The organism is Kitasatospora sp. NPDC096128 (assembly GCF_040303105.1).
Classification (GTDB): domain Bacteria; phylum Actinomycetota; class Actinomycetes; order Streptomycetales; family Streptomycetaceae; genus Kitasatospora.
The window spans coordinates 1-25,547 of sequence record NZ_JBEOSP010000021.1 but is presented as its reverse complement, the minus strand read 5'-3'; the positions used below and the strand labels follow the sequence as shown (position 1 = coordinate 25,547).

Annotated in this window: 6 protein-coding genes; 3 read left to right on the top strand and 3 right to left on the bottom strand. The window is 76.5% G+C overall.

All coding sequences use genetic code 11. The annotated features are described in order from the left end of the window. Positions 1-9: 9 nt before the first annotated feature. Positions 10-18,978, bottom strand: a complete 18,969-nt coding sequence (locus ABTY61_RS23270; protein WP_350506967.1) for a non-ribosomal peptide synthetase — start codon at positions 18,976-18,978, stop codon at positions 10-12. Between the two features lie 250 nt (positions 18,979-19,228). Next, positions 19,229-20,611: a serine hydrolase domain-containing protein gene (locus ABTY61_RS23265; protein ID WP_350506966.1), complete on the bottom strand. Its 1,383-nt coding sequence runs from the start codon at positions 20,609-20,611 to the stop codon at positions 19,229-19,231. A gap of 1,099 nt (positions 20,612-21,710) precedes the next feature. Between ABTY61_RS23265 and ABTY61_RS23260 the strand changes: the two genes are divergently transcribed. Next, positions 21,711-22,187, top strand: coding sequence for a flavodoxin family protein (locus ABTY61_RS23260; protein ID WP_350506965.1), 477 nt, complete (start codon positions 21,711-21,713; stop codon positions 22,185-22,187). A gap of 67 nt (positions 22,188-22,254) precedes the next feature. On the opposite strand, the gene ABTY61_RS23255 is transcribed toward ABTY61_RS23260, so the two are convergent. Then, entirely contained in the window at positions 22,255-23,568 is a 1,314-nt protein-coding gene (locus ABTY61_RS23255) for an MATE family efflux transporter (protein WP_350506964.1), read from the bottom strand. Positions 23,569-23,716: 148 nt separating this feature from the next. On the opposite strand from ABTY61_RS23255, the gene ABTY61_RS23250 reads away from it, so the two are divergent. Then, positions 23,717-24,265, top strand: a complete 549-nt coding sequence (locus tag ABTY61_RS23250; RefSeq protein ID WP_350506963.1) for a PadR family transcriptional regulator — start codon at positions 23,717-23,719, stop codon at positions 24,263-24,265. Between the two features lie 256 nt (positions 24,266-24,521). Further along, positions 24,522-25,397, top strand: a complete 876-nt coding sequence (locus tag ABTY61_RS23245) for a class I SAM-dependent methyltransferase (protein WP_350506962.1) — start codon at positions 24,522-24,524, stop codon at positions 25,395-25,397. Positions 25,398-25,547: the final 150 nt, after the last annotated feature.

Genomic DNA, 25,547 nt, shown 5'->3' with positions numbered 1-25,547 from the left:
GTCGGATCCTCACCGTTCGTCATCGTCGGGGCCGCCGGACGCGGCGTCTTCGAGTTCGCTCAGCACCTGGTCCTCCACCAGTTCGGCCAGGTCGGCCACGGTGCGGGAGACCAGCACGTCGCGGGGGGTGAGCGTGACGCCGAAGGCATCGTTGGCGCGGGAGGCGATCAGCAGGGCCCGCATGGAGTCGCCGCCGAGCAGGAAGAAGTCGTCCGTGACGCCGACCTCGGTGCCCAGGGCGTCGGCCCAGATCCCGGCGACCGCCTCCTCGGTGGGCGTCCGGGGCGCCACCCGCTCGGCGGGGCCCGGGTCGACCGGACGGGGGGCGGGCAGCGCGGCGCGGTCGGTCTTGCCGCCGGGGGTGAGCGGGAAGCGGTCGAGGACGGCGAACGCGGTGGGGACCATGTGGCCTGGCAGCGAGCGGGCCGCGAGCGCCCGCAGTTCGGCGCCGGTCGGCGGCTCGGTGCCGGGAGCGGCCAGCAGGTGGGCGACCAGCCGGGGCAGTCCGGGTTCGTCCTCGCGGACGCTCACCACGGCGTCCAGCACGCCGGGGTGGCGCCCCAGGACGGCCTCGACCTCGCCCGCCTCGATCCGGTGGCCGCGCAGCTTGAGCTGGTGGTCGGTGCGGCCCAGGTAGTGCAGTTCGCCCCGGTGGTCGCGGCGCGCCAGGTCGCCGGTGCGGTACATCCGGCTGCCGGGCGGCCCGTACGGGTCGGCGGTGAAGCGGGCGGCGGTCAGGCCGGGGCGGCCGAGGTAGCCGCGGGCCAACGACGGTCCGCTCAGCCACAGTTCGCCCGGGGTACCGTCGGGGACCGGCCGGAGCCGGGCGTCCAGGAGGTAGGCGCGGGTGCCGGGCAGCGGACGGCCGATCGGCGGGGCGGCGCCGTCCGGGGCGAGCGGCGCGGACCAGGTGGCGACCACGGTGGCCTCGGTGGGGCCGTAGGAGTTGACCATCCGGTGGTGCGGGGCCCAGCGGGCGACCAGGTCGGCGCCGCAGGCCTCGGCGCCCACGATCAGGGTCTTCAGCGCGGGCAGGGTGCCGGGGGTGTCGGCGGGCAGGGTGGCCAGGGCGGCGGGCGGCAGCAGGGTGTGGGTGATCCGCTCGGCGCGCAGCAGCTCGGCGAGTCGGGCGCCGAGCAGCGGCCCGGGGGCGGGCACCACCAGGCCGGCGCCGTGCGGCAGGGCCAGGCACAGTTCCAGCACGGAGGCGTCGAAGCTGGGGGTGGCGAAGGCCAGCACCCGGTCGCCGGGGGTGACCCGGTAGTGCGCGGCCTCGGCGGCGGCGAAGGCGGCGAGGCCGCGGTGGGTGAGGACGACGCCCTTGGGGGTGCCGGTGGAGCCGGAGGTGTAGATGACGTAGGCGGGGTCGTCCAGGTCGAGCGGGCGGGTCCGGTCGGCGTCGGTGGGGCGGTGGTCCGGGGTGTCGTCGGGCGGGGTGCCGTCGGACGGGGTGTCGTCGGACGGGGCGGCGAGGAGGGCCGCGGTCTCCTTGGCGTCCAGGGTGAGCGCGGGCGCCGCGTCGCGCAGCATCGACTCCACCCGCTCGTCCGGGTAGTTGGGGTCGACGGGAAGGAAGGCGGCGCCGGTCTTGGCGACCGCCAGCTCGGCGAGCAGCATCTCCGCCGAGCGCGGCAGCAGCAGGGCGACGAGGGTGCCGGGGCCGGCGCCGCGGGCGATCAGCCGGTGGGCCAGCCGGTTGGTGGCGCCCTCCAGTTCGGCGAAGGTCAGCTCCAGGCCGGGGGCGCTCAGGGCGGGGGCGGTCGGCCGGCGGTCGACGGCTGCCTCGACCAGGGCGGGCAGGGTGGCCGGGGTGACCGGCTCCGGCGCCGGGCGGGACGGTCCGTGCAGCAGTCGCCGCCGTTCGCCGGGCGGCAGCAGGTCGAGGTCGTCCAGCCGGACGGTGCCGTCGGTGCCGGCCAGCACGCCGAGGGTGTGCAGCAGTTGGCCGGCCAGGCTCTCCGCGGTCGCGGCGTCGAGGTGGCGGGGGTCGTGGCCGAGTTCGACGGCGAGCCGCTCGCCGGGCGAGACGACCACGGTGAGCGGGTAGTTGGTGGCCTCCCGGGCGTCCAGGTCGCGGATCCGCGGGCCGTGGGCGGCGGCCGTCTCCTCGTCGACGGGGTAGTTCTCCAGCACCACCAGGCTGTCGAACAGTGGTGTGCCCGGCGGGAGTTGGCTGAGCGCCTGGATCTCGGCGAGCGGCAGGTGCTCGAACCGGCGGTCCTCGGCGCGCTCCTCCTGGAGGCCGCGCAGCCAGTCGGCGCAGGGCCGGCTGCCGTCGACGGCGACCACGGCGGGCAGGGTGGTGATGAACAGGCCGATGATGCCGTCCGAGCCGGCCAGGTCGGCGGGGCGGCCGGAGACGGTGGTGCCGAAGCACACCCGGTCCTCACCGCTGCGGCGGGCGAGCAGCAGCGCCCAGGCGCCCTGCACCAGGGTGTTGAGGGTGAGCCGGTGGCGGCGGGCGAAGTCGTGGAGCCGCGCCGTCTGCGCCTCGGTCAGCCGGTACGAGAGCCACTGCCCGGAGCGGGCGGTGTCGCCGGGGGCGGGCCGGCGGTGGTACGGCAGGGGGGTGGGCGCGGCGAGGCCGGTCAGGGCGGAGCGCCAGTGCTCGGCGGCGGCGCCGGTGTCGCGGGCGCGGCGCGCGGCCAGCCAGCTGACGTAGTCCGCGAAGGGCCGCCGCTCGGGCAGGTCCGGCACCTCCCCGGCGGTCATCGCGGCGTGCGCGGCCAGCACGTCGGCGAGCACGTGGAAGACGCTCCAGCCGTCCAGCAGCACGTGGTGGAAGGTCCACACCACCCGGATGCCGTCCGGCCCGAGCCGGATCAGCCGCAGGCGCAGCAGCGGGGCGCGGTCCAGGGCGAGCGGGCGGGAGCGCTGTTCGGCGAGCAGCCGTTCCAGGCGTTCGGTGCGCTCCGCCTCGCCGTACCCGCTCCAGTCGTGGTGGGTGACCGGGAGGGTGGCCCGCCGGTGCACCACCTGCAGCGGGACGGGGACGTCGTGCAGGACGACGGCGGTGCGCAGCACGGGGGTGCGGTCGACCACGTGCTGCCAGGCGGCGGCCAGCCGTTCCGGGTCGCGGGCGCCCTCCAGGACGAAGGTGAGCTGCTCGACGTACAGACCGTGTCCGGCCTCGTCCAGGCCGTGCAGCACCATGCCGGTCTGGGTGGGGGTGAGCGGCTGGATCTCCGTCACCTCCCGTCCGGTGCCGGCCAGCCGGTCGACGGTGGCCTGGTCCAGCCGGGCGAGCGGGAAGTCGGCGGGGGTGCGGCCGCCGGCGCCGGGTTCGGCGCAGTGCCGGACGATCTCCCGCAGTTCGTCGAGCAGTTCGGCGGCGAGCCGTTCGACGGTGGCCCGGTGGTGCCGTTCCCGGGAGTAGGACCAGGTGAACTCCAGGCGGCCGTCCGCCACCCGGCCGAGCACGTCGAGCAGGTGGGGGCGCCGGGCGGCGGCGTCCAGGCCGCCGGTGAGCGGTCCGTACGGGGCGTGCAGCAGGCCGCCGGGGGCGGTGGTCCGGTCCTGTCGGCCCAGGTAGTTGAAGGAGAGCTGCGGCAGGGCGGGCAGCCCGGGGGCCCGGCGCAGGTGGCGCAGGGCGCCGTAGCCGAGGCCGCCGTGCGGGACGGCGCGCAGGTTCTCCTTGACGGCCTTGAGCACGGTGCCGGTGTCGGCGGCGCGGGGGACGTCCAGGACGACGGGGTACACCGCGGTGAACCAGCCGACGGTGCGGGAGAGGTCGACGCCGTCGAGGAGTTCCTCGCGGCCGTGGCCCTCCAGGGCGACGGCCACCCGGTCGCGGCCGGTCCAGCGGGCGAGCACCCGGCCGAGGGCGCAGAGCAGGACGTCGTTGATCCGGGTGCGGTAGGCCTCCGGGACGTCCTGGAGCAGCCGCCCGGTCTGCTCGGCGTCCAGGGCGACGGTCAGCGACTCCTCGACGGCGGCCGTGTCGGCGCCGTCCAGGTCGGTCGGCAGGGCGGTGTCGACGGCGCTCTCCGGGCCCTGCCAGTGGGCGAGTTCGCCGTCGAAGCCGCCGGCGGCGGTGTGGGTGGCGAGCCGTTCGGCCCAGGCCCGGAAGGAGGTGGTCTTGGGGCCGAGGTCGGGCCGCCGGCCGTCCCGCAGGGCGCGGTGCGCGGTGTCCAGGTCCTCCAGGATCAGCCGCCAGGACACCGCGTCCACCACCAGGTGGTGCGCGGCCAGCAGCAGGACGGGGTGGGGGTCGTCGGCGAGGCGGCAGAGGGCGGCGCGCAGCAGCGGCCCGGCGGCCAGGTCGAAGGCTCCGGCCAGCTCGCCGCGCAGCGCCTCGAACTCCGCCGCGTCCGCGAGGTGGTGGGTGGGCAGCTCCGGGGCCGGGCCGGGGGCGGTGCCGTACTGGTGCCACCGGCCGTCGCCGAGCGGCCGGTAGCGCAGCCGCAGCGCGTCGTGCCGGGCCAGGACGGCGGCCAGCGCCTGCCGCAGCAGTGGTTCGTCGGTGTCGGCGGCGAGCCGGAAGGCGAGCGACTGGGTGAGCCGGGCCGGGTCCCCGTCCAGGGTGTCGAACAGCCAGTGCTGGACGGGGGTGAGCGGGGCGTCACCCGTCACCGGGCCCTGTTCGGCGGTGTCGGCGGCGGTGTCGGTACCCGGTGATTCCTCGGCGGCGCGGGCGAGTTCGGCCAGGGTCTGGTGGGCGAACAGGTGGCGGGGGGTCAGGGCGAGGCCGGCCCGGCGGGCGGCCGAGACGATCCGGATGCCCAGGATGGAGTCGCCGCCGAGGGCGAAGTAGTTGTCCTCCGCGCCGACTTCGGGCACGCCGAGGACCTCGGACCAGATCGCCGCGAGGGTACGCTCGGTGTCGGTGCGGGGCGGCCGCGTACCGGACGCGGCGGGGGTGTGCGGCTGGGGTACGGGCAGGGCGCGCCGGTCCAGCTTCCCGGTGGCGCCGAGCGGCAGCCGTTCCAGCGGGACCACCAGGGCGGGCACCAGGTGGTCGGGGAGGCTCTGTCCGAGGAAGGCCCGCCACTCGGCGGGGTCGGGCAGGGCGCCCTCGCGGGCGACGGCGTAGCCGACCAGCCGCCGGTGGCCGTCCTGCTCGACCACCCGGGCGGCGGCCGCCGCGACCCGCGGGTGGCGGGCCAGCGCGGCCTCCACCTCGCCGAGTTCGATCCGGAAGCCGCGCACCTTGACCTGGTCGTCGGCGCGGCCGAGGTAGCGCAGTTCGCCGTCGGCGCTCCAGCGGACCAGGTCGCCGGTGCGGTACATCCGGGCGCCGGGCGGGCCGAAGGGGTCGGGCAGGAAGCGGGCGGCGGTGAGGCCCGGGCGGCGCAGGTAGCCGCGGGCGACGCCGGTGCCGGCCAGGTACAGCTCCCCGGGGGCGCCGACCGGCACCGGGCGCAGCCGGCCGTCCAGCACGTGGGCCCGGGCGCCGCCGACGGGCCGGCCGATCGGCGGGTCGCGGTCGGGGTCGGCGGGGTCGCAGACGGCGGCGGTGGCGTAGACGGTGGCCTCGGTGGGGCCGTAGACGTTGAGCACCCGGCAGCCGGGGACGGCCGCCCGGACCTGGCGCACGGTGCGGGCGGGCAGCGCCTCGCCGGCCAGCAGCACGGTGTCGGCGGTGAGTTCGACGGTGTTGTCGGCCAGCAGCCCGCCGAGGGCGGAGGGCACCGCGCCGACCAGTCCGGCGCGCCGGGGCCCGGGGCGCTCGGCGAGGGCGAGCAGGTCCCGGAGGAGTTCGACGCAGCCGCCGGAGAGCAGCGGCGAGAAGATCTCGAACACCGAGACGTCGAAGTTGAGCGAGGTGGCGGCCAGCACGTGGGCGAGGCCGCGGCCGGTGAACTCCCGGGCCGCCCAGTCGGTCAGGGCCAGCACGGAGGCCTGGGCGACCACCACGCCCTTGGGGCGGCCGGTGGAGCCGGAGGTGTGGATGACGTAGGCCGGATGCCCGGGCAGCAGCGGGGCGGATCGTTCCTGCACGTCCAGCGCGTCGCCGCGCGTGGCGGCGAGCCGGGCGGCGCAGGCCGGGTCGTCGAGGACGAGCCGGGCGAACGGGCCCTCGGGCAGCCGCCGTCCGGCCCCGGAGTCGGTGATCACGGCCTCGGGCCGGACGTCCTCGAACAGGAAGCCGATCCGCTCGGCCGGGTGGCCCGGGTCGACCGGCAGGTAGCCCGCTCCGCTCTTGAGCACCGCGAGCAGGGCCACCACCAGCTCGGCGGTGCGCGGCAGCGCGAGCGCGACGAAGCGCTCCGGCCCGGCCCCGGCCGCGATCAGCAGCCGGGCCAGCCGGTTGGAGCGCTCGTCCAGCTCCCGGTAGGTCAGCAGGGTGTCGCCGGAGCGGACGGCCGGGGCGTCGGGGGTGCGGGCGGCCTGCCGGGCGAAGGCCTCGGGCAGCGTGCCCTCGGGCGGATCGGTCACCGCGCCACCCAGGCGCCCGACCAGTTCGCGACCCGACTCCGGCGCCAGCAGCGGCAGTTCGGCGGCGGGCCGGCCGAGGCCGGCCGCCATGCCCGACAGCAGGGTGCGCAGGCTCGCCCCGAGGCCCTGGACGGTCGCGGTGTCGAAGGCGGCCGGGTCGTGGTCGAGGTCGATCGCGATGGACTCGCCGGGGGCCACCACCACGCTGAGCGGATAGCTGGTCGGCTCCTGGACGCTCTCGGTCTCCACCGCCAGGCCGTGCCTGTTCAGCGCCCCGGCGTCGAACGGGTAGTTCTCGAAGACCACGAGACTCTCGAACAGAGCTGTCCCGCCGGGCAGTTCGCTCCAGGTCTGGAGCTGGGCGAGGGAGACGGAGTCGTACCGGCGGGCCTCCGACTGGGCGCCCTGCAGTTCGCGCAGCCACTCCCCCAGCGGGCGCCGCCCGTCGATCCGCACCCGGGTCGGCAGGGCGTTGATGAACAGTCCCACCATCGAGGTGACGCCGGGGAGTTCGGCGGGCCGACCGGAGACGATGGTGCCGAAGACCACGTCGTCCCCGCCGCCGTAGCGGGAGAGCAGCAGCGCCCAGGCGCCCTGGAGGACGGTGTTGACGGTCAGTCCGGCCTGCCGGGCGGTGTCCCGCAGCCGCCCGGAGAGCTCGGCGCCGAGGTCGATCCGCACCTTGGCGGAGGAGCTGGCCCGGTGGGCCCCGTCGGGACGCCGGTCGCGCGGCAGTTCGGTGGGGGCGGGGAACCCGGCCAGGGTGTCGCGCCAGTGCCGTTCGGCCTGCGCCTGGTCCTGCCCGGACAGCCAGCGCAGGTAGTCGGCGAAGGGGGCGCGCTCGACGGGCCGCGCCGGGAGCCCCGCGCTCAGCGCGGCGTAGCGCTCGCAGACCTCGTCGAAGACCTGGGCCGCGCTCCAGCCGTCGAGCAGCACGTGGTGGAAGGTCCACACCAGCCGCACCCGGTCGGGGGCCAGCCGCACCAGGGAGAGCCGCATCAGCGGCCCGGCGGCCAGGTCGATCCCGGCCTCCCGGTCGGCGGCGAGCAGCCGGGCGGTGTCCGCCCCGACCTGCTCGGCGGGTCGGCCCGTCCAGTCGTACCGGGCGACCGGTAGGACGGCCTTCCGGTGCACCACCTGGAGCGGCTCGGCGGTGTCCTGCCAGCTGAGCCGGGTACGCAGCACCGGGTTGGCGTCCGCGGTCCGCTGCCAGGCCTCGGCGAGCGCCGCCGGGTCGGTGACCCCGGAGAGCACCAGCTGGACCTGGTTGACGTAGGTGCGGCCGGCGGGCTCCAGCAGGCTGTGGAACAGCATGCCCGCCTGCATCGGCGTCAGCGGGTAGACGTCGACGACGGCCCGGCCGTCCCCGACGATCCGGTCCACCGCGGCCTGGTCCAGCCGGGCCAGCGGGAAGTCCGCGGGGGTGCGCCCGCCGGCGCCCGGTTCGGCGCAGTGGGCGAGGATCCCCTCCAGCGCGCGCAGCATGCCCTCGGCGAGGGCGCGGACGGTGTCCGCGCGGTGCCGGCCGGCGCTGTAGTACCAGCCGATCTCCAGCTCCTCGCCCTCGACCCGGGCGACCACGTCCAGCAGGTGGGGCCGCTCGGTGCCGGGCGCCTCCGAACCGCCCAGGCCGCCGGGGACGGCCCGCACCAGGGCGGCACCCTGGGCGGACCAGTCGAAGCGGCCCAGGTAGTTGAAGCTGATGCCGGGCGCGGGGGCGTCGGCGAACGCCTCGTCCCGGGCCAGGTGGCGCAGGGCGCCGTAGCCGAGACCGCGGTCCGGGACGGCCCGCAGCTGCTCCTTGACGGACTTGAGCGCGGCTCCCCAGTCCCCGTCGGGAGCGTCGGGGACGTCCAGGGCGACGGGGTACAGCGAGGTGAACCAGCCGACCGTACGGGACAGGTCGACGCCCTCGAACAGGCCGTCCTCCCGGCCGTGGCCCTCCAGCCCGATCGCGACGGTGCGCCGCCCGGTCCAGTCGGCGAGCACCCGGCCGAGGGCGGTGAGCAGCACGTCGTCGATCCGGGTGCGGTAGACGGCGGGCACCCGGCGCAGCAGCCGGTCGGTCTGCTCGCGGTCCAGCCGGACGGTGACGGCGCGCAGCCCGGCGGCGGTGCCGGCGCCCTCGCCGTCCACCGGCAGCGGGGCGGCGCAGGCCCGGACGGCCCGCGCCCAGTGGGCGCGCTGGGCGGCGAAGCCGCCGGCGTCGGTACGGGCCCGCAGCAGGCGGGTCCACTCCCGGACGGAGGTGGTGCGGGCGGGCAGGCGCAGCGGGCGGCCCTCGACGGCCTGCCGGTAGGCGGTCTCCAGGTCCTCCAGCAGCACCCGCCAGGAGACGCCGTCGACGGCCAGGTGGTGGACGACGAGCAGCAGCCGGGCCGGGCCGGTGCCGCCGGGGAGGAACAGCCGGGCGGCGAGCAGCGGGCCGGTGTCCAGCCGGAAGCCCGCCTGGGCGGCCCCGGTGACCGCGGCCTCGTCGTCCTGGTGGTGGACCGTCAGCAGCTCGGGGGCGGTGCCGTCGGCGGGCTCGCAGTGCTGCCGCCGGGTGCCGTCCGGGCCGGCGGTGAAGCGGCAGCGCAGGGCGTCGTGGTGGGCCCACAGGGCGGCCAGGGCGCGGCGCAGCGCCTCCGGGTCGACCGCGCCGGGCGTCTCCACCACCACGGACTGGTCGAAGTGGTGGGCCTGCGCCGGGTTCGGGTCCAGGAACCAGTGCTGGATGGGCGTCAGGCCGACCTCGCCGCTGACCGGTTCGGTGCCGACGACGGTCACGGCGGTGCCGGCGGCCGCGGCCAGCGCGGCGACGGTGGGGTGCCGGAACAGGTCGCGCGGGGAGAGCGCGAGGCCGGCGGCGCGGGCGCGGGAGACCACCTGGATGCTGAGGATGGAGTCGCCGCCGAGCAGGAAGAAGTCGTCGTCGATCCCGACCCGCTCGACCCCGAGCAGTTCCGCCCAGATCCCGGCCAGGGCGCGTTCGGCCCCGGTGCGCGGGGCGCGGTGGGCGGCGCCGCCGGCCGTCGACCAGTCGGGGGCGGGCAGCCGGCGGCGGTCGACCTTGCCGTTGGCGGTCAGCGGGAGCGCGGGCACCGGCACGAAGGCGGCGGGCAGCATGTAGTCGGGCAGGTCGGCGGCCAGGTGGGCGCGCAGGGCGGCGGCGGTGGGCACCTCGGCGCCCTCGGCGGGCACCAGGTGGGCGACCAGCCGCTTGCGCCCGCCGTCCCGGTCCAGGGCGACCACGGCCTCGGCGACGGCCGGGTGGGCGGTCAACCGGGCCTCGATCTCGGCGGGTTCGATCCGGAAGCCGCGGATCTTGATCTGGTCGTCCGCGCGGCCGACGAAGTGCAGTTCGCCGTCCTCGCTCCACCGGACGGTGTCCCCGGTGCGGTACATCCGGCCGCCGGGCGGGCCGTAGGGGTCGGGCAGGTACCGGGCGGCGGTCTCCCCCGGCCGGCCCCGGTAGCCCCGGGCCAGGCCGGCCCCGGCCAGGTACAACTCACCTGATATGCCCGGGGGTTGTGGCTGGAGCGCGCCGTCCAGGACGTACGCCCGGGTGTTGTCCAGGGGGCGTCCGATCGGCAGCACGGCGGGCAGCGGGTCACCGGCGCGGAAGGCCCGGCGGGTGGCGAAGGTGGTGGTCTCGGTCGGGCCGTAGACGTCGACGACGGTGAGCCCGGGGCAGGCCGCCAGGACCCTCCGCACCACCGCGCCCGGCACCGCCTCGCCACCGGTCCACACCTCCCGGGCGCCGCGCAGGCAGCCCGGGTCCTCCTGGGCGAGCAGCCGGAACAGCCCGATGGTCAGGAACAGGCAGCGCACCCCCTGCTCGGTGACGGCGCGCCGGACGACGGCGGCGTCCACGTCCCCGGGCGGGGCGAGGACGGCAGTGCCGCCGCGCAGCAGCGGCACCCACAGTTCGTAGGTGGCGGCGTCGAAGGCGTGCGGGGAGTGCACCAGCACCCGGTCGTGGCCGGCGAAGGCGGCGTCCCGGGCGAGGGCGACGACGTCCCGGCGGCGCACCGCGACGCCCTTGGGGGTGCCGGTGGAGCCGGAGGTGAACATCAGGTACTGGAGGTTGTCGGGGTGGACGGGCGGGGCTGCCGCGCTCTCCTCCCACCCGTCGGCCGGAGCGCCGTGGGTCGGAGCGCCGTGGGTCGGAGCGCCGTCGACCAGCAACACCTGTTCTGCGGGGCGCAGTTGTGCGGCGCTTGCGGCCCGGTCGGCGTCGGTGAGCAGCAGGTCGGCGCCGGCCGCGGCGAGCATCCCGAGCAGCCGCTCGCGCGGCGCCCGGCCGTCCAGCGGGACGTACACCCCGCCGGTACGGACCAGGGCCAGCTGGGCGACCACCAGCGCGACCGAACGATTCATCAGGACGCCCACCGGGCACTCCGGGCCGACCCTGCGCGCCGCCAGCCGACCCGCCAACGCGGCGGCACGGGCGTCCAGTTCGCGGTAGCTCAGGCGCTCCTCGCCCGCCTCCAGGGCGATCGCCCCGGGCGTGCGCCGCACCTGCTCGGCGAACAGCTCGGCGATGTCCCGTTCGGGCCGTTCGACGGCCGTGTCGTTCCAGTCGACCAGGACCCTCCGGCGCTCCTCCGCGGCCAGCAGCGGGATCCGCGCGGGCGGCCGTCCGGTGCTCCCGGGCAGGGCGGTCAGCAGGACGGTGAGCTGCCGGGCGGTGCGCCGGATCGTCGCGGCGTCGAACAGCCGCGGGTCGTAGCACAGCCGCAGGGCCAGCTCCGGCCCCGGGTGGGCGAGCAGGGCGAGCGGGTAGTTGGTGGTCTCGATCCCGTCCAGTTCGCGCAGCCGCAGGCCGTGGGCGGCGGCCGCGTCCTCGTCGACCGGGTAGTTCTCGAAGACCACGATGCTGTCGAACAGGGCGGTCTGCTCGGGGAGTTCGGTGGCGGCCCGGAGCCGGGTCAGCGACAGGAAGCCGTGCCGGCGGTCCTCGCTCTGCTCGTGCTGGAGCTCGCGCAGCCAGTCCAGCAGGGTGCCGTCGGCGGGCACCGCGGTCCGGGTGGGCAGGGTGGTGATGAACAGGCCGGTCATCGTCTCCACCCCGGGCAGCTCGGGCGGGCGGCCTGAGGAGGTGGTGCCGAAGAGCACGTCGCCGCGGTTCGCCTGACGGCCGAGCAGGATCGCCCAGGCGCCCTGGACCAGGGTGTTCAGGGTGAGGCCGGCGCCCCGGGCCAGCTCCTCCAGGGCCCGGGTCGCGGGGGCGGGCAGGGTGAACGGCACCGCCCGGGTGGACTCGGCGCGGTGGCTGCCGCGCGGCTCGCGGTCGTAGGGCAGCGGGGTCGGCTCGGTGGTCCCGGCCAGCCGGGCGCGCCAGTGCCGCTCCGCCTCGGCGGTGTCGCGCTCGGCCAGCCAGGCGAGGTAGTCGCGGTAGGGGCGGCGGTCCGGGAGGGTGCCGTACGGGAGCACCGCCGTGCCCGTGCCCGCCGTGCCCGGGTCGGCCGCGGCCGGTTCGGCGCGGGTCAGGGCGGCGCGGGTCAGGGCGGCGCGGGTCAGGGCGGCGTGGACGGCGAAGACGTCCGAGAGCACCTGGAACAGGCTCCAGCCGTCCAGCACCAGGTGGTGGAAGGACCACAGCACCCGCACCCGGTCCGCGGCCAGCCGGATCAGCACCAGCCGCTGGAGCGGCGCCCGGCCGAGGTCCAGGCCGCGGGCCCGGTCGCGGTCCAGCAGTGCGGCCAGCCGGGCGGAACGTTCCTCCTCGGGCACCTCGCGCCAGTCCAGCTCGGTGACCGGCAGCTCCGCCCGGCGGTGCACCACCAGCAGCGGCTCCGGGACGTCCTGCCAGCGGACCCGGGCGCGCAGCACCTCGGTGCGGTCGGTGACCCGCTGCCAGGCCTCGGCCAGCCGCCGCGGGTCCGGCACACCCTCCAGGACGAAGTCCAGCTGCTGGAAGTAGGCGCCGCTGTCGTCCTCCGCGAGGCCGTGGAAGAGCATCCCGGCCTGGGTGGCCGTCAGCGGGAGGACGTCCGCCACCGCGGCCGGGTCGTCGCCGGTGATCCGGTCCACGGCCGCCTGGTCGAGCCGGGCCAGCGGGAAGTCGGACGGGGTCCGCCCGGCGGCGCCGGGGCGGTGCGCGAAGCGGGCGAGGTCGGCGAGCTCCGCGGCGTAGCGGCGGGCCAGCGCCTCGACGGTGGCCCGACGGTGCCGGGGCTCGGCGTAGTGGAAGGTGAACTCCAGGGCGTCATCGACGAGTCGGCCCACCACCTCCAGGGGGTGCGGGCGTTCGGCGCCCGGGTCGGCGTCCAGCTCCAGCGGGCGGAAGGTGCCGCGCAGCAGCCCGTCCCGATCGCCCGAAACATCCATCCGGCCCAAGTAGTTGAAGCTGATCCGGGCGGCCGGGGCGATCGGCGCCGTCCCGGGGCGGCCCAGGTGGCGCAGGGCGTCGAAGCCGAGCCCGCGCCGGGGGACGGCCCGCAGCTGCTCCTTGACCTGCTTGAGCACCGCGTCCCAGCCCGCCCCGGCGGGCACGGCCAGCGCGATCGGGTGGCGGGTGGTGAACCAGCCGACGGTGCGGCCGAGTTCGAGCTCGGGGAACAGCTCCTCGCGCCCGTGCCCCTCGACGTCCACCAGGACGCGCTCCAGCCCGCCGGCCCCGCACAGGGCCCGGCCGAGGGCGGACAGCAGCACGTCGTTGGCCTGGGTGCGGTAGGTGTCGGGCAGGATGCGCAGCAGGGCGGCGGTGTCGGCCGGGCCGAGCCGTACGGTCACCGAACGGGCCGAGGCGTAGTCGTCGGGGGCCGCCGGGTCGTCGGCGGGGAAGGGGCCGGGGTCGGAGGCCGAGGTGGGGGCCGAGGCGGGGGCCGAGGCGGGGTCGGTATCGGAGGCGGGGTCGGCATCGGACGCGGAGCCGGGGGCCGACTGCGGCGGGAGGGCCCGCGCCCAGTACTCCGTCTCGTCCTCGAAGCCGCCCGCGGCCGCGAACCCGGCCAGCCGCTCGGCCCACTGCCGCAGCGGGGTGGACTTCGCGGGAAGGGCGGCCGCGCCGTCCCGGCCCTCGCGGCGGGCCCGGTAGGCGGTGTCGAGGTCCTCCAGCAGCACCCGCCAGGAGACCCCGTCGACCACCAGGTGGTGGACGGCCAGGTGCAGGACGGGCGGCCGCCCGGCACCCCGGTGGTGCAGCACCGCGCGCAGCAGCGGGCCGTGCTGCCCGCCGTGCAGCGTGAAGGGGCCCAGGTGGGGAGTGTCGCCGTCCGGCCCGGTGTGCCGGCCGAGCCGGAGCCGGGGCGTGTGCTCCTCGACCCGCCAGCGCGCGGCCTCCGTCCCACCGGTCGTCACGAAGGAGGAGCGCAGCGCGTCGTGGTGCGCGACCAGGTCGTTCAGCGCCGCCTCCAGCGCCGCCTCGTCCAGGTCGCCGGGCAGCAGCAGGGACAGCGCCTGGTTGAAGTGCCCGGCCCGCCCGGCGGACCGCTCCAGCCACCAGCGCTGGATCGGGGTCGGCACCCCCGCCCCGGTGGCGGCCGCGGCGACGACGGCGGCGGGCCGTTCGGCGGCGTCCGCGCAGCGGGCCAGCGCGGCGACGGTCTGGTGCCGGTAGAGGTCCCTGGAGGTCAGCGGCAGCCCCTCCTGCCGGGCCCGGGCCACCACCTGGATGCCCAGGATGGAGTCGCCGCCGAGATCGAAGAAGTTGTCGTCCGCGCCGACCCGCTCCAGCCGCAGCACGTCCGTCCAGATGGTGGCGAGCACCCGCTCGGACGGGGTGCGGGGGGCGACGTGGCGGACGGTCCGGGCGACCGGCCCCGGGGCGGGGAGCCGACCGCGGTCCAGCTTCCCGTTGGGGGTGAGCGGCAGGGCGGGCAGCAGCACGACGGTCGCGGGGACGAGGTGGTCGGGCAGGGTCCGGGCGAGCGTGCGCCGTACGGCCTCGGGGTCCGCCCCGTCGGCCGGGCCGGGTACGACGTAACCGACCAGGCGCCGGTGGCCGTCGGTCTCGGCGACGGCGGCGGCGGCCTCGGCCACGCCCGGGCAGCGGCGCAGCGCCTCCTCCACCTCGCCCAGTTCGATCCGGAAGCCGCGGACCTTGACCTGCTGGTCGATCCGGCCGAGGTACTCCAGCTCCCCGTCGGCGTTCCACCGCACCAAGTCCCCGGTGCGGTACATCCGGCCGCCGGGCTCGCCGTACGGGTCGGCCACGAACCGGGCCGCGGTGAGCCCGGCGCGCCCCAGGTAGCCGCGCGCCAGGCCCCCGCCACCGAGGTACAACTCGCCGACCACGCCCGGCGGTTGGGGGCGCAGCCCGGCATCCAGGACATAGGCCCTGGTCAGCCCCAGGGGTCGGCCGATCGGCGGGGCCTGCTCCGGCAGCCGGTCCCCGGCGAACCAGGCGGTGGCGTAGACGGTGGCCTCGGTGGGGCCGTAGAGGTTGGCGACGACGCTGCCGGGCAGGGCCTGCCGCAGGTCGCGCACCGCCCGGGCGGAAAGCGCCTCGCCGGCCAGCACCACGGTGTCCGGGACGACCGGGGCGGCTCCCCCCGCGATCAGCCGGGAGACCGCCGAGGGCACGCCGCTGAGCAGGCCGACCGGGCGCGGCCCGTAGGCGTCGGGTTCGAGGGCGGTGAGGTCGGCGACCACCTCCACCGATCCGCCCACCAGCAGCGGGCAGAGCAGCTCGAAGACCGAGACGTCGAAGTTGAGCGAGGTGGCGGCGACCACGTGGGCCAGCCCGTCGGCCCCGAACCGCTCCGCCGCCCAGTCCGCCAGGACGGCGACGCTGCGGTGGGTGACCACGACGCCCTTGGGGCGGCCGGTCGAGCCGGAGGTGTGGATGACGTAGGCGGGGTGGTCCGGCAGCAGCGGCCCGAGCCGGTCGGCATCCGTCAGATCGGCGTCCTCGGCGCCGTCGTCGGAGGCGTCCGCCCCGTCCTCCAGCAGCAGGACGGGGCTGCCCTCCGGCAGCGCGGCCGCCGTCTCCCGGGTGGCGAGGACCAGCACGGGCGCCGCGTCCGTCAGCATCAGCCGGATCCGCTCGGCCGGGTACGCCGGGTCCACCGGCAGGTACGCCGCGCCGGACTTCAGCACCGCCCACACCGCCGACGGCAGGTCGGCCGTTCGGGGCAGGCACAGCGCCACCAGCCGCTCCGGCCCCGCGCCCCGGGAGACCAGCAGCCGGGCGAGCCGGTTGGCCCGCCGGTTCACCGCCGCGTAGTCCAGCCGCACCGGGCCGTGGACGACGGCGGTGCGCCCGGGGGCTTCGGCGGCCCGGGCCTCGAACAGCGCAGGCAGTAGGGGCAGCACGGCGCCCGGGGTCGTGGACCGGCCGGGCAGCGGCGGGTTCCAGGAGTCCAGCACGGTGCGCTGCTCCTCCTCGGAGAGCATCGGCAGTTCGTCGAGGACGCGCTGCGGGCCGTCCGCCATCCCGGCCAGCAGGCGGTGCAGGTGGCTCGCCATCCGGGCCACCGTGCGCCCGTCGTAGAGGTCGGTGTTGTACTCGACGGTCAGCGTGCAGCCGCCCGCCCCGTCGGGGGTGAACTCCAGCACCAGGTCGAACCGGGCGGCCGGTCGGGGCAGCGGGTGGTCCGTGAACCGCAGGCCGCCCGCAAGGGCCGGGGCGGTCGGGCTCTGCTGGACGACCAGCACCTGCACCAGCGGGGTCCGGCTCGGGTCCCGGGGCGGGGCGAGTTCCTCGACCACCCGGTCGAACGGCGCGGCGGCATGCGCGAAGGCGTCCAGCAGGGTGGTGCGCACGCCCTCCACGTACCGGTCGACGGTGGCCCTTCCGTCCACGTCGGCGCGCAGCACCACGGTGTTGACGAAGAAGCCGGTGACCTCCTCCAGCTCCCGCCGGTCGCGCCCGTCGGTGACGGTGCCGAAGGCCACGTCCCGCTGGCCCGAGTAGCGGGAGAACAGCAACGCGGACGCGCCGGCGAACAGGGTGAACACGGTGGTGCCGCGCCCCGTCGCGAGGTTCCGCAGCCGGGCCGTCAGCTCGGCCGGGAGGTGGTGGCGGTGGGCCGCGCCGGCGGTGGTGCGCAGTGCGGGCCGGGGCCGGTCGGTGGGCAGTTGGAGTGGCGGGAGTCCGGCCAGGCAGCGCTTCCAGTAGGCGAGGTCGGCGGCCGTCCCGGCGTCCTGGCGGCGCTGCTCCGCGTGGTGCTGCTCCGCGTCACGCCTGTCCGCTTCACGCCCGTCCGCGTCACGCCCGTCCGCGTCACGCCCGTCCGCTTCACGCCCGTCCGCGTCACGCTGCTCCGCGTGGTGCTGCTCCCAGTGCGCGAAGTCGGGGTACTGGAGGCCGGGCGCGGGCAGCCCGTCCGGTTCGCCGGTGGCCTCGGCCCGGTAGAGCGCGGCAAGTTCGCGGGTGAGGACGCCGACCGAGCGGCCGTCGGTGACGATGTGGTGCTGGCCGAGCAGCAGCAGGTGCTCCTCGGCGGCGAGCCGGACCAGCAGTGCCCGGGTGAGCGGACCCTCCGCCAGGTCGTACGGGCGGCCGAGCTCCTCGGTGAGCAGCCGCTCGGCGGCCGCTTCGCGTTCCGTGGCGGGCAGCGTGCCGAGGTCCGCGGTGCGCAGCGGCAGGTCGGCTGAACCGTCGACATCGGCGACGCGTTGGACGAGCTGCCCGTCGAGGAGGGCGAAGGTGGTGCGCAGCGCGTCGTGGCGGGCGGCGAGCCGGTGCAGCGCCCGGCGCAGCGCCTCGACGTCGGGCGTTCCGCGCAGCCGCAGCGCCACGCCGGTGTTGTACTCGGTGCCGCCGGCGTCGAGGTCGTTCAGGAACCAGAGCCGGCGCTGGGCGCTGGAGGCGGGCAGCGGCCCGCCGCGCGGGGCGGGCGGGATCGGCTCCGGTGCCCGGTCGGCCGGCCGGTCGTCCAGCAGCGGGGCCAGGGCCGCGACGGTGCGGGCGGTGAAGACGTCCCGGAGGGTGAGTCGGGCGCCGAGTCGCTCGGCGATCCGGGCCAGGACCCGGGCGGCGAGGATCGAGTCGCCGCCCAGGTCGAAGAAGTCCTCGTGCACCCCGACCGCGTCGACCCCGAGGACCTCGGCCCAGACGGCGGCCAGGTCGCGTTCCCGGCCGGTGCGCGGGGCGAGCGGTTCGACGGCGCCGGTGCGGGCGGGTGCGGGCAGCGCACGCTGGTCGACCTTGTGCTGCGGGGTGAGCGGCAGGGCGGGCAGGACCACGACGGCGGAGGGCACCAGGTGGGCCGGCAGGGCGGCGGTCAGGGCGGCGCGCAGGGCGGGCGGTTCCGGGGCGTGCGCCGGGTCGGCGGGGGTGGCGTAACCGACCAGGCGGGGGTGGCCCGGCTCGTCCTCCCGGACCACCACCACGGCCTGGTCGACGCCCGGCTGGGCCCGCAGCGCGGCCTCGACCTCGCCCGGTTCGATCCGGAAGCCGCGGATCTTCACCTGCCGGTCGAGTCGGCCGAGGAACTCCAGCTGCCCGTCGGCGGTCCACCGGGCCAGGTCGCCGGTGCGGTAGAGCCGGGCGCCGGGCGGCCCGAAGGGGTCGGCGGTGAAGCGGGCGGCGGTCAGCCCGGGGCGGCCCAGGTAGCCGCGCGCCACGCCCTCGCCGCCGATGCACAACTCGCCCTCGGATCCTGCTGGTTGAGGATGCATCCGGGCGTCGAGCAGATACACCCGGGTGTGCGGCAGCGCCGCCCCGATGGTCGGGGTGCCGGTTCCGGCGCCGAGCGGGCCGGTCCAGGTGGCGACGATGGTGGCCTCGGTCGGACCGTAGGAGTTGATCATGCGGCGGCCGGGCGCCCAGCGGTCGACCAGTTCGGCGGGGCAGGCCTCGGCGCCGACGATCAGGGTGCGCAGGTGGCGCCCGGCCCCGGCGGGCACGGTGGCCAGGGCGGCGGGCGGGATGAGGGCGTGGGTGATCCGGTGCTCGTCCAGCACGGCGGCGAGCTCGGCGCCCAGCCAGGGGCCGTCCGGCGGGACGACCAAAGTCGCGCCGGCCAGGACGGAGCAGAACAGCTCCAGCACGGAGGCGTCGAAGCTGGGCGAGGAGAACTGCAGCACCCGGTCGCCGGGGCGCACGGCGTAGCGCTCGACGGCCGCGGCGGTGAACCCGGCGATCCCGCGGTGGGTGACCACCACGCCCTTGGGCGTCCCGGTGGAGCCGGAGGTGTAGATGACGTACGCGGCGTGGTCGGTGCCGGGCTCGGCACGGAGGCCGCCCACCGTCTCCGCGGCCGCCTCCACCGCCCCGGCCGCCTCCATCGCTTCGGCGACCCAGGCCGGGTCGTCCAGCACCACTGCGGGCGCGGCGTCGGCGAGCATCAGGGTTCGTCGCTCGGCCGGGTAGCCGGGGTCCACCGGCAGGAAGGCGGCACCGGCCCGGGCGACGGCCAGTTCGGCGGCGGCCAGTTCCATCGAGCGCGGCAGGACCAGCGCCACCGTCCGGTCCGGCGCCGCGCCGCGCCGTCTCAGCGCCAGGGCCAGGCGTTCGACCCGGTCGGCCAGTTCCCGGTAGCTCCAGGTGCGCCGGCCGTCGGTCAGCGCGGGTGCGTGCGGCGTCTCGGCCACCCGGGCGGCGAACAGCCCGTCGAGGGTGCGGCCCGTCGGGGACGGGTCGGTGGCGCCGTCCGGCGCCCCGGCGGTGTCGCGGGCCTGCGGCGGGGCGGACGGACGCACGGGCTGGGTGGGCCAGTCGGCCATGGCGGAGGGTCCTTCCGGAGGGGGAGGGAGCGACACGGGCGCCGGGGCGGGCGGGGACCGGCCCTCGACGGTGCGGGAAAGGCGGTGCGGTGGCGCGGCGGCGGTACGGCTGGGGGTACGGCTGGGTGCGGCTGCGCCGGGCACGGCAGGGTGCGCCGAGCAGGGGGCACAGCGGGCAGAGGGCACAGCGGTCCGACGGTGGTACGCGGCGGCCGAGCGGCTCACCGGCCGGCCGGCTCCGACTGCGGGCTCAGGCGGGCCCGACCCGCCGCGCGGTGCGCCCGGACACCTGCACCCGGTCGATCACCCCGGTGGCCGGGTCCCGGTGGAACCACCCGCCGGGCTCGGGCCGACCGGTGTCGGGGGCGATCAGGTCGTACCGGAGGTCGGCGTAGCAGCGCAGCACGAGCGGCAGGTCGCCGTCCACGGAGAGGGTGAGCCCTCCGTCGCGCGCAGTCTCGACCCGGTACCGGATCCCGCCGTTGCGGTAGTCGCCCGCGCACTCCGCCGGGTCGATCGGGGCACCCGGGGCCGCCGAGGCCGCCGGGGCGATCGCGGCGGGCACCGGAAGGCCGATCAACTCCGCTATTTCGACGGCGAGTTCACGCCAGAGCGCGGTGGCCGAGCCGGCATTGCCGGTGAAGGCGACCACCACTCCGCTGTCCGGCTCGGCCCGCAGGTGGCAGGAGGTGCCCATGGCGTTGCCGTCGTGCCCGCACCAGAGCCGCCCGTCCTGCCGGTAGAGCGCCAGACCCGCTCCCCAGCCGTCGGCGAGCGCGCCCGGCCGGGCACCGGGCTGCGGGCGGCGCAGCTCGTCGGCGACGTCCGCGGCCAGCGCCTTGGCCCGGCCGACCGCCGCGCCGCCGAACGCGGCCAGGTCGGCGGCGCTCAGCAGCAGCGCCCCGGCCGGCGCCTCCAGCGGGGCCAGGTTCTGCCGGACCGGCCGGACCCTCCCGGTCAGGGCGTTGAACGCGTGCCCGGCGGCGACCGGGCGGGCGGCGCCCTGCCCGCCTTCCTCGACACCGGGTTCGCTGCCGAGGAAGGCGGGCACGGTGTCCATCGGTTCCAGCAGCAGGGCCGCGACGGCCTCCTGCCACGTCATCCCGGTCACCGACTCCACCAGGCGCCCGGCGGCGACGTAGCCGGCGTTGGAGTAGGAGAAGCCCGTCCCGGGCGGGAACAGCGCATCCCGGGCGGTGCAGACCGCGGCCAGGTAGCGCGCCGCGGTGGTCCGGGCGGCCGCGTCGGAGTCCGGACCTGCGGGGAGCCCGCTGGTGTGACTGAGGAGTTGACGGATCGTCAGGTCAGGGAGCTGTCGGAACTCGGGGAGGTGGGCGGCGGCCCGGTCGTCGAGGTCGAGGTCCCCGTCGTCGGCCAGGAGCAGCACCAGCGCGGCGGTGTACGGCTTGGTGAGCGAACCGACCGGCACGGCGGTGTCCCCGGTGAAGGGGGCGCCGGTGGCGGCGTCGGCCACCCCGGTGTGCAGGGCGACGAGCTCCGCCCCGGTGTCCAGGACCAGTTGGGCGCCGGGCACCCGGTGGCGGCGCGCGAGCGTGTCGAGCCGGTGCTGCAACTCGCGCCGCAGCAGCTGCGGGGCGCGCTCGCGGACCGGCGCGGAGGCGGGGTACGGCATGGGCGGTGGCTCCCGTTGACTGGTTCTCGGGTGCGGACACGACGACGCGCCCGCGGATGAATTCCGGATTGCTGAGGAACGCCTTGCCGAATTTCCGGCCGACGGCGCCGCACGGCGCAGAGTGCCGCGCGAACTACGTGATTGACCGGACACCGTCCGACCGCGGCCGACCCGACCCGAACGGGATCGGTGGCGCCTCCCGGCGCTGAACGGCGCGAGAACGGCGCACGCGGAGGCGCTCCGGGCCGCGACGGCGCGCGGCGACCGGATGGCACGAATACGACCTGATTTCCCCGCTACTCCGAATACTCCGGGCACCCGAATGCCCGGATCCGGCCGTCGGGGCCGTACGGCCACCCCGAACACTCCGGCCTGCGGACCCGTCGGCCCGCACCCCGCAGGGTCGCCCCACCCGGCATCGCAATCCCCCCTGCGTCGGTCCCCCGGGGCCACCGTGCGGCACCCGCCACAACGGCCCGGAAGACAGCGCAATCCTTGACGGCGCGAACGTTCGACAGACGAACGCGGAACAGTCTTCACGGCGGATCACCCGCTCGCAACCCCTTCCGATTGAACGGAAAGCAATTCTCATGGGAATCGGACCGGTGAAATCCCTGGTGTGGCTCCCGGCCGCGGACGGAACGCCTGATGACGCCTGTGAATTGGTTGGCCGAAACCGTGGCGGTCTGCTCACAACGGCCTGTCACCAGATTTTCTCGGGCGTGGCAGAGTTACCACCATGGCGCCCGGGGCGGGGGTGAGGAATTGCGACGGAAGGTACCGGAGGGGAAAAGGCCGGGCCAATGGTCCGGATGTATCGAACGGCATTCCGGACGCCGCCCGGGGGTGCGCCGCCAGGTCTGCCGGGAGCTCAACTCCCGTCCTCCGTACGCTCCGGTGCGGAGAGCCCCAAGGCAAGGTCCAGGCGCACCCCGCCGCCGGGCCCGTCCGCCCCGGCGCCGCCCGTCCTGCCCGCCCCCACGACCGGCCGGGCACCCGTGCTACGGCTGCCACGGCCTCTCCTCGGACTCCCGATGTCACGTTCCGCCGCCCTGTCCGGTCCATCGGGTACCTGCAGAGCGAAGGGAGCGTCTTCCTCATGAAAGCCGTCATCGTGTGCGTATCGGTGTCCCACGGCAACACCCGGCGGATCGCCGAGGCCCTGGCCCGGCCGCTGGCCGCGCCGGTGGTCGAGCCGGAGGAGCTGGACCCGGCCGAGCTGGCCGGGTACGACCTGATCGGCCTCGGCTCGGGCGTCTTCACCGGGCGACTCCACCCTCGGCTGCGCCGGTTCATCCACACCCTCCCTGGCGCCGAACGGCGGGGCCGGGCCTTCGTGTTCGCCACCAGCGGCCTGCCCGAGCCCGGCTTCCGCCCGTTCACCCGCCCGGCGGAGCGCACCCTGGCGGCGAAGGGCTTCCGGGTCGTCGGCGGCTTCACGGCCCGCGGCCACGACACCTGGCTCCCGTTCCGTCTGGTCGGCGGCATCAACAAGCACCGCCCCGACACCCGCGACTTCGCGGCCGCCCGCACGTTCGCCGAGCGCCTCCGCGCCGTGTCGGACCCGGCGTCCTGACCGCTGAACACCTGCTCCCGACACCCGCGACCTCGCCCGGGTGTCGGGAGAACCGGGCCCACCCACCTCACTCCACCGACACCAACACAGACCCGCGTTCCACCCGGCCCGACCCACCCCGGGCCAGGGCCACCAGCACCGCCAGCTGCACGATCGCCCCCAGCACCTGCCCGAGCCACACCCCGTCCACCCCCAACCACCCCGACAGCACCACCGCCGCACCCAACTGGGCACCCAGCCCCGACACCGCCGACACCACCAGCGCCCGCCCGGCCCCGGTCGCCTGGTGGTAGCCGCCGAGGGCGACCGCCGGGGCGTACGGCAGCAGGTAGAGGGCCGTCAGGTGCAGGAAGCCGACGGATTGGGCGGTCACCGTCCGGTCGTCGGTGAACAGCGCGGTGAGCGACCCCGCCGCACCGGCCGCCAGCAGGGCCGCCGCCGCGCCCAGTCCGGCGGAGAGGCGGGCGGTGGCGCGCCGGAGGTCGCGCAGCGGCTCGGCGCGGCCGGCCCCGGCGAGCCGGGCGGCCCGGATGGCGGCGGCCTGGCGCAGCGCGTAGAAGGCCATGGTGAGGACGAGCAGGAGCCGGTAGCCGATGCCGTACCCGGCCACTGCCGCGACCCCGAAGCCGGCGACCAGGGCGAGTTGGGCCGTCCCGACGGCCATCCGGGCGGTGAAGTCCAGGCCGAACGGCGCGCCGGCCCGCAGGATGCCGACGGCTGCCGCCCCGACGCCCCGCACCGGCCCGCTGATCCGGGGCCGCAGCCGCAGGGTGACGGCGAGGGCGACCGCTCGGGAGGCGGCCAGCGCCAGCGCCGCGCCCGGCACGCCGAGGGCGGGCAGCGGGCCCGGGCCGAGGATCAGCAGCGGGTCGAGGACCAGCAGCAGGGCGTTGGAGAGCAGGGCGATCCGCATCGGGGTGCGGGTGTCGCCGGCGCCCTTGAAGAGTTCGTCGGCGACGCGCTGGGCGAAGAACAGTCCGAAGACAGGGAAGGCGACGGTGAGGTACTCGGCGGCCCGGGCGGCGGCCTCGCCGTCGAGGAAGGCGGCCGCGATCCGGTCCCGCAGCAGGAAACCGGGGACGGCGAGGGCGAGGGTGCCGAGCCCGCAGAGCCGCCAGGCGGCGCGGGTGATCCGGCCGGCCTCGTCGCGGTCCCCGGCGCCGAGGGCCCGGGCGAGCCGGACGCTGACGCCGGAGGCCACCACCAGGACGAGTCCGAGCAGCAGGTTCTCGACGGTCCCGGCCAAGGTGACGGCGGCGACGGCGGCCCCGCCGAGGCCGGCCACCCAGAACATCCCGATCACCGTGGCGATCACTCCGGACAACAGCTCGGCGTAGACCGGTCCGGCCAGTCGGGCCAGCCGGATCGACTGCTCGCGCATGGGTCCCCCCCCTTCTCGCGCCGCCCACTCCAGCGCGGGCGGCTGCCTCGAGTAGATATACATCGAATCGATGTACAGCGCCAAGAGGTAGCATCGACCATGGAACCGGGCGCATCATGGGGCGCACTCCGACGAAAGGGCTCCGACCGTGCTGACGCTCGCGATCCTCGGCTTCCTGTACGACCAGCCCCTGCACGGCTACGAACTCAAGTCCCGGATCACCGGGTTGACCGGCCACGTCCGACCGGTCAGCGACGGCGCGCTCTACCCCGCGATCACCCGGCTGGAGAAGGCCGCGCTACTGCACCGCCGCACCGAACCCGGCACCGGGGCCGCGCCGCGCCAGACCCTGGAACTCACCGAGGAGGGCCGGGCGGACCTGCTGCGACGGCTGGCCGACCCCGAGCAGGCCGAGATCACCGACCAGATCCGCTTCTTCACCCTCGCCGCCTTCCTCCACCAGCTGGCCGACCCGGCCCGCCAGGCCGCCGTACTCCGCCGCCGGCTGGACTTCCTGGAGGCGCCGAGCAGCTTCTTCTACGACGGGAACGGCCACCCGGTCACCGCCGAGCGCGAGCCGAACCCGTTCCGGCGCGGCATGCTGCTGGTCGCCCGGGCCTCCGGCTCGGCCGAGCGGGCCTGGCTGGCCGAGACCATCGCGGAACTGGAGGGCGCGGAGAGCCGGAAGGGGCGGTAGCGCCCCCGACGGGCGAGTGGCACCCGAACCGCCCGGACGGCCCACCGGCCCCCGACCACCCGCCCGAACATCCGTCCGAACACCCGATCCGACACCGCCCGAACAGCTGCCCGAACGGCGCCGCACCGGCCCGGAAGCGCGCCTTCGACTCCCCGCCCCGCACGGCCCGTGCCTGGCTATGATGATCTGCCTCACGACCACACCGCCCCTCCGCGGCGTGATCCACCACCGCGCCCCGCCAGCCTTGGAGGCAGCCGTGCCCAGTGAAGAGACCACCGTCGCCGGCCCGGCCCCGCGCAAGCGGGACGACATCCCCGGTTGGTTCTTCGGCCTGGACCGGGCCGCGTTCTCCCACCTGCTGTCCGCCCAGACCGCGGCCGGGGTCACCGGGGACGTCCTGGAGCTCGGCAGCTACCTCGGCCGCAGCGCGGTCCTGCTCGGGGACCACCTCCAGCCGGGCGAGCGGCTGACCGTCTGCGACCTCTTCGACTCCGAGGCGGCCGACGCCGACAACGCCGCCGAGATGTCGATGTCCTACCGCAAGACGCTCACCCGCAGCGCCTTCGAGTCCAACTACCTCGCCTTCCACAGCGAGTTGCCCGAGATCGTCCAGGCCCCGACCTCGGTGCTGGCCGACGGCCGGATCCCGGCGGGCAGCTGCCGCTTCGTCCACGTCGACGCCTCCCACCTGTACGAGCACGTCAGCGGGGACATCCTGGTGGCCCGGGCCGCCCTCGCCGAGGACGGGCTGATCTCGCTGGACGACTACCGCTCCGAACACACCCCGGGCGTCTCGGCCGCCGTCTGGGAGGCCGTCTTCACCGGCGGGCTGCGCCCGGTGCTGCTCACCCCGATGAAGTTCTACGGCACCTGGGGCGACGCCGAGGCCGCCCGCCGGACCCTGCTGGCCCGCGACTGGCAGGCCGAGGACTACGCCGTCGACGAGGACGCCATCGCCGGCCACCAGGTCCTCCGCCTCAACTACCGGGTCAAGACGCCCGCCCAGCTCCAGCGCTCCGCCCCCCGCCGGATCGCCCTGGACCTCCTCCCCCCGGTCGCCACCCGCGCCACCCGCCGGGTCCTCCGCACCCTCCGCGAACGCCGCGCGGTGCGCCCCACCCCGACCTCCTGACCCTCACCGGGCCCCTCCCCACCCCCGCCCGACTCCGCGGCCCGCCCGGAAGCCGCCCTCGACCCGGACACCGCCCCGAGCCACCGGGGCGCCCCTTCCGCCACGGCCGGCGGCGCCTGCTGCTCGACAGTCACGCCCTGTCGAGCAGCA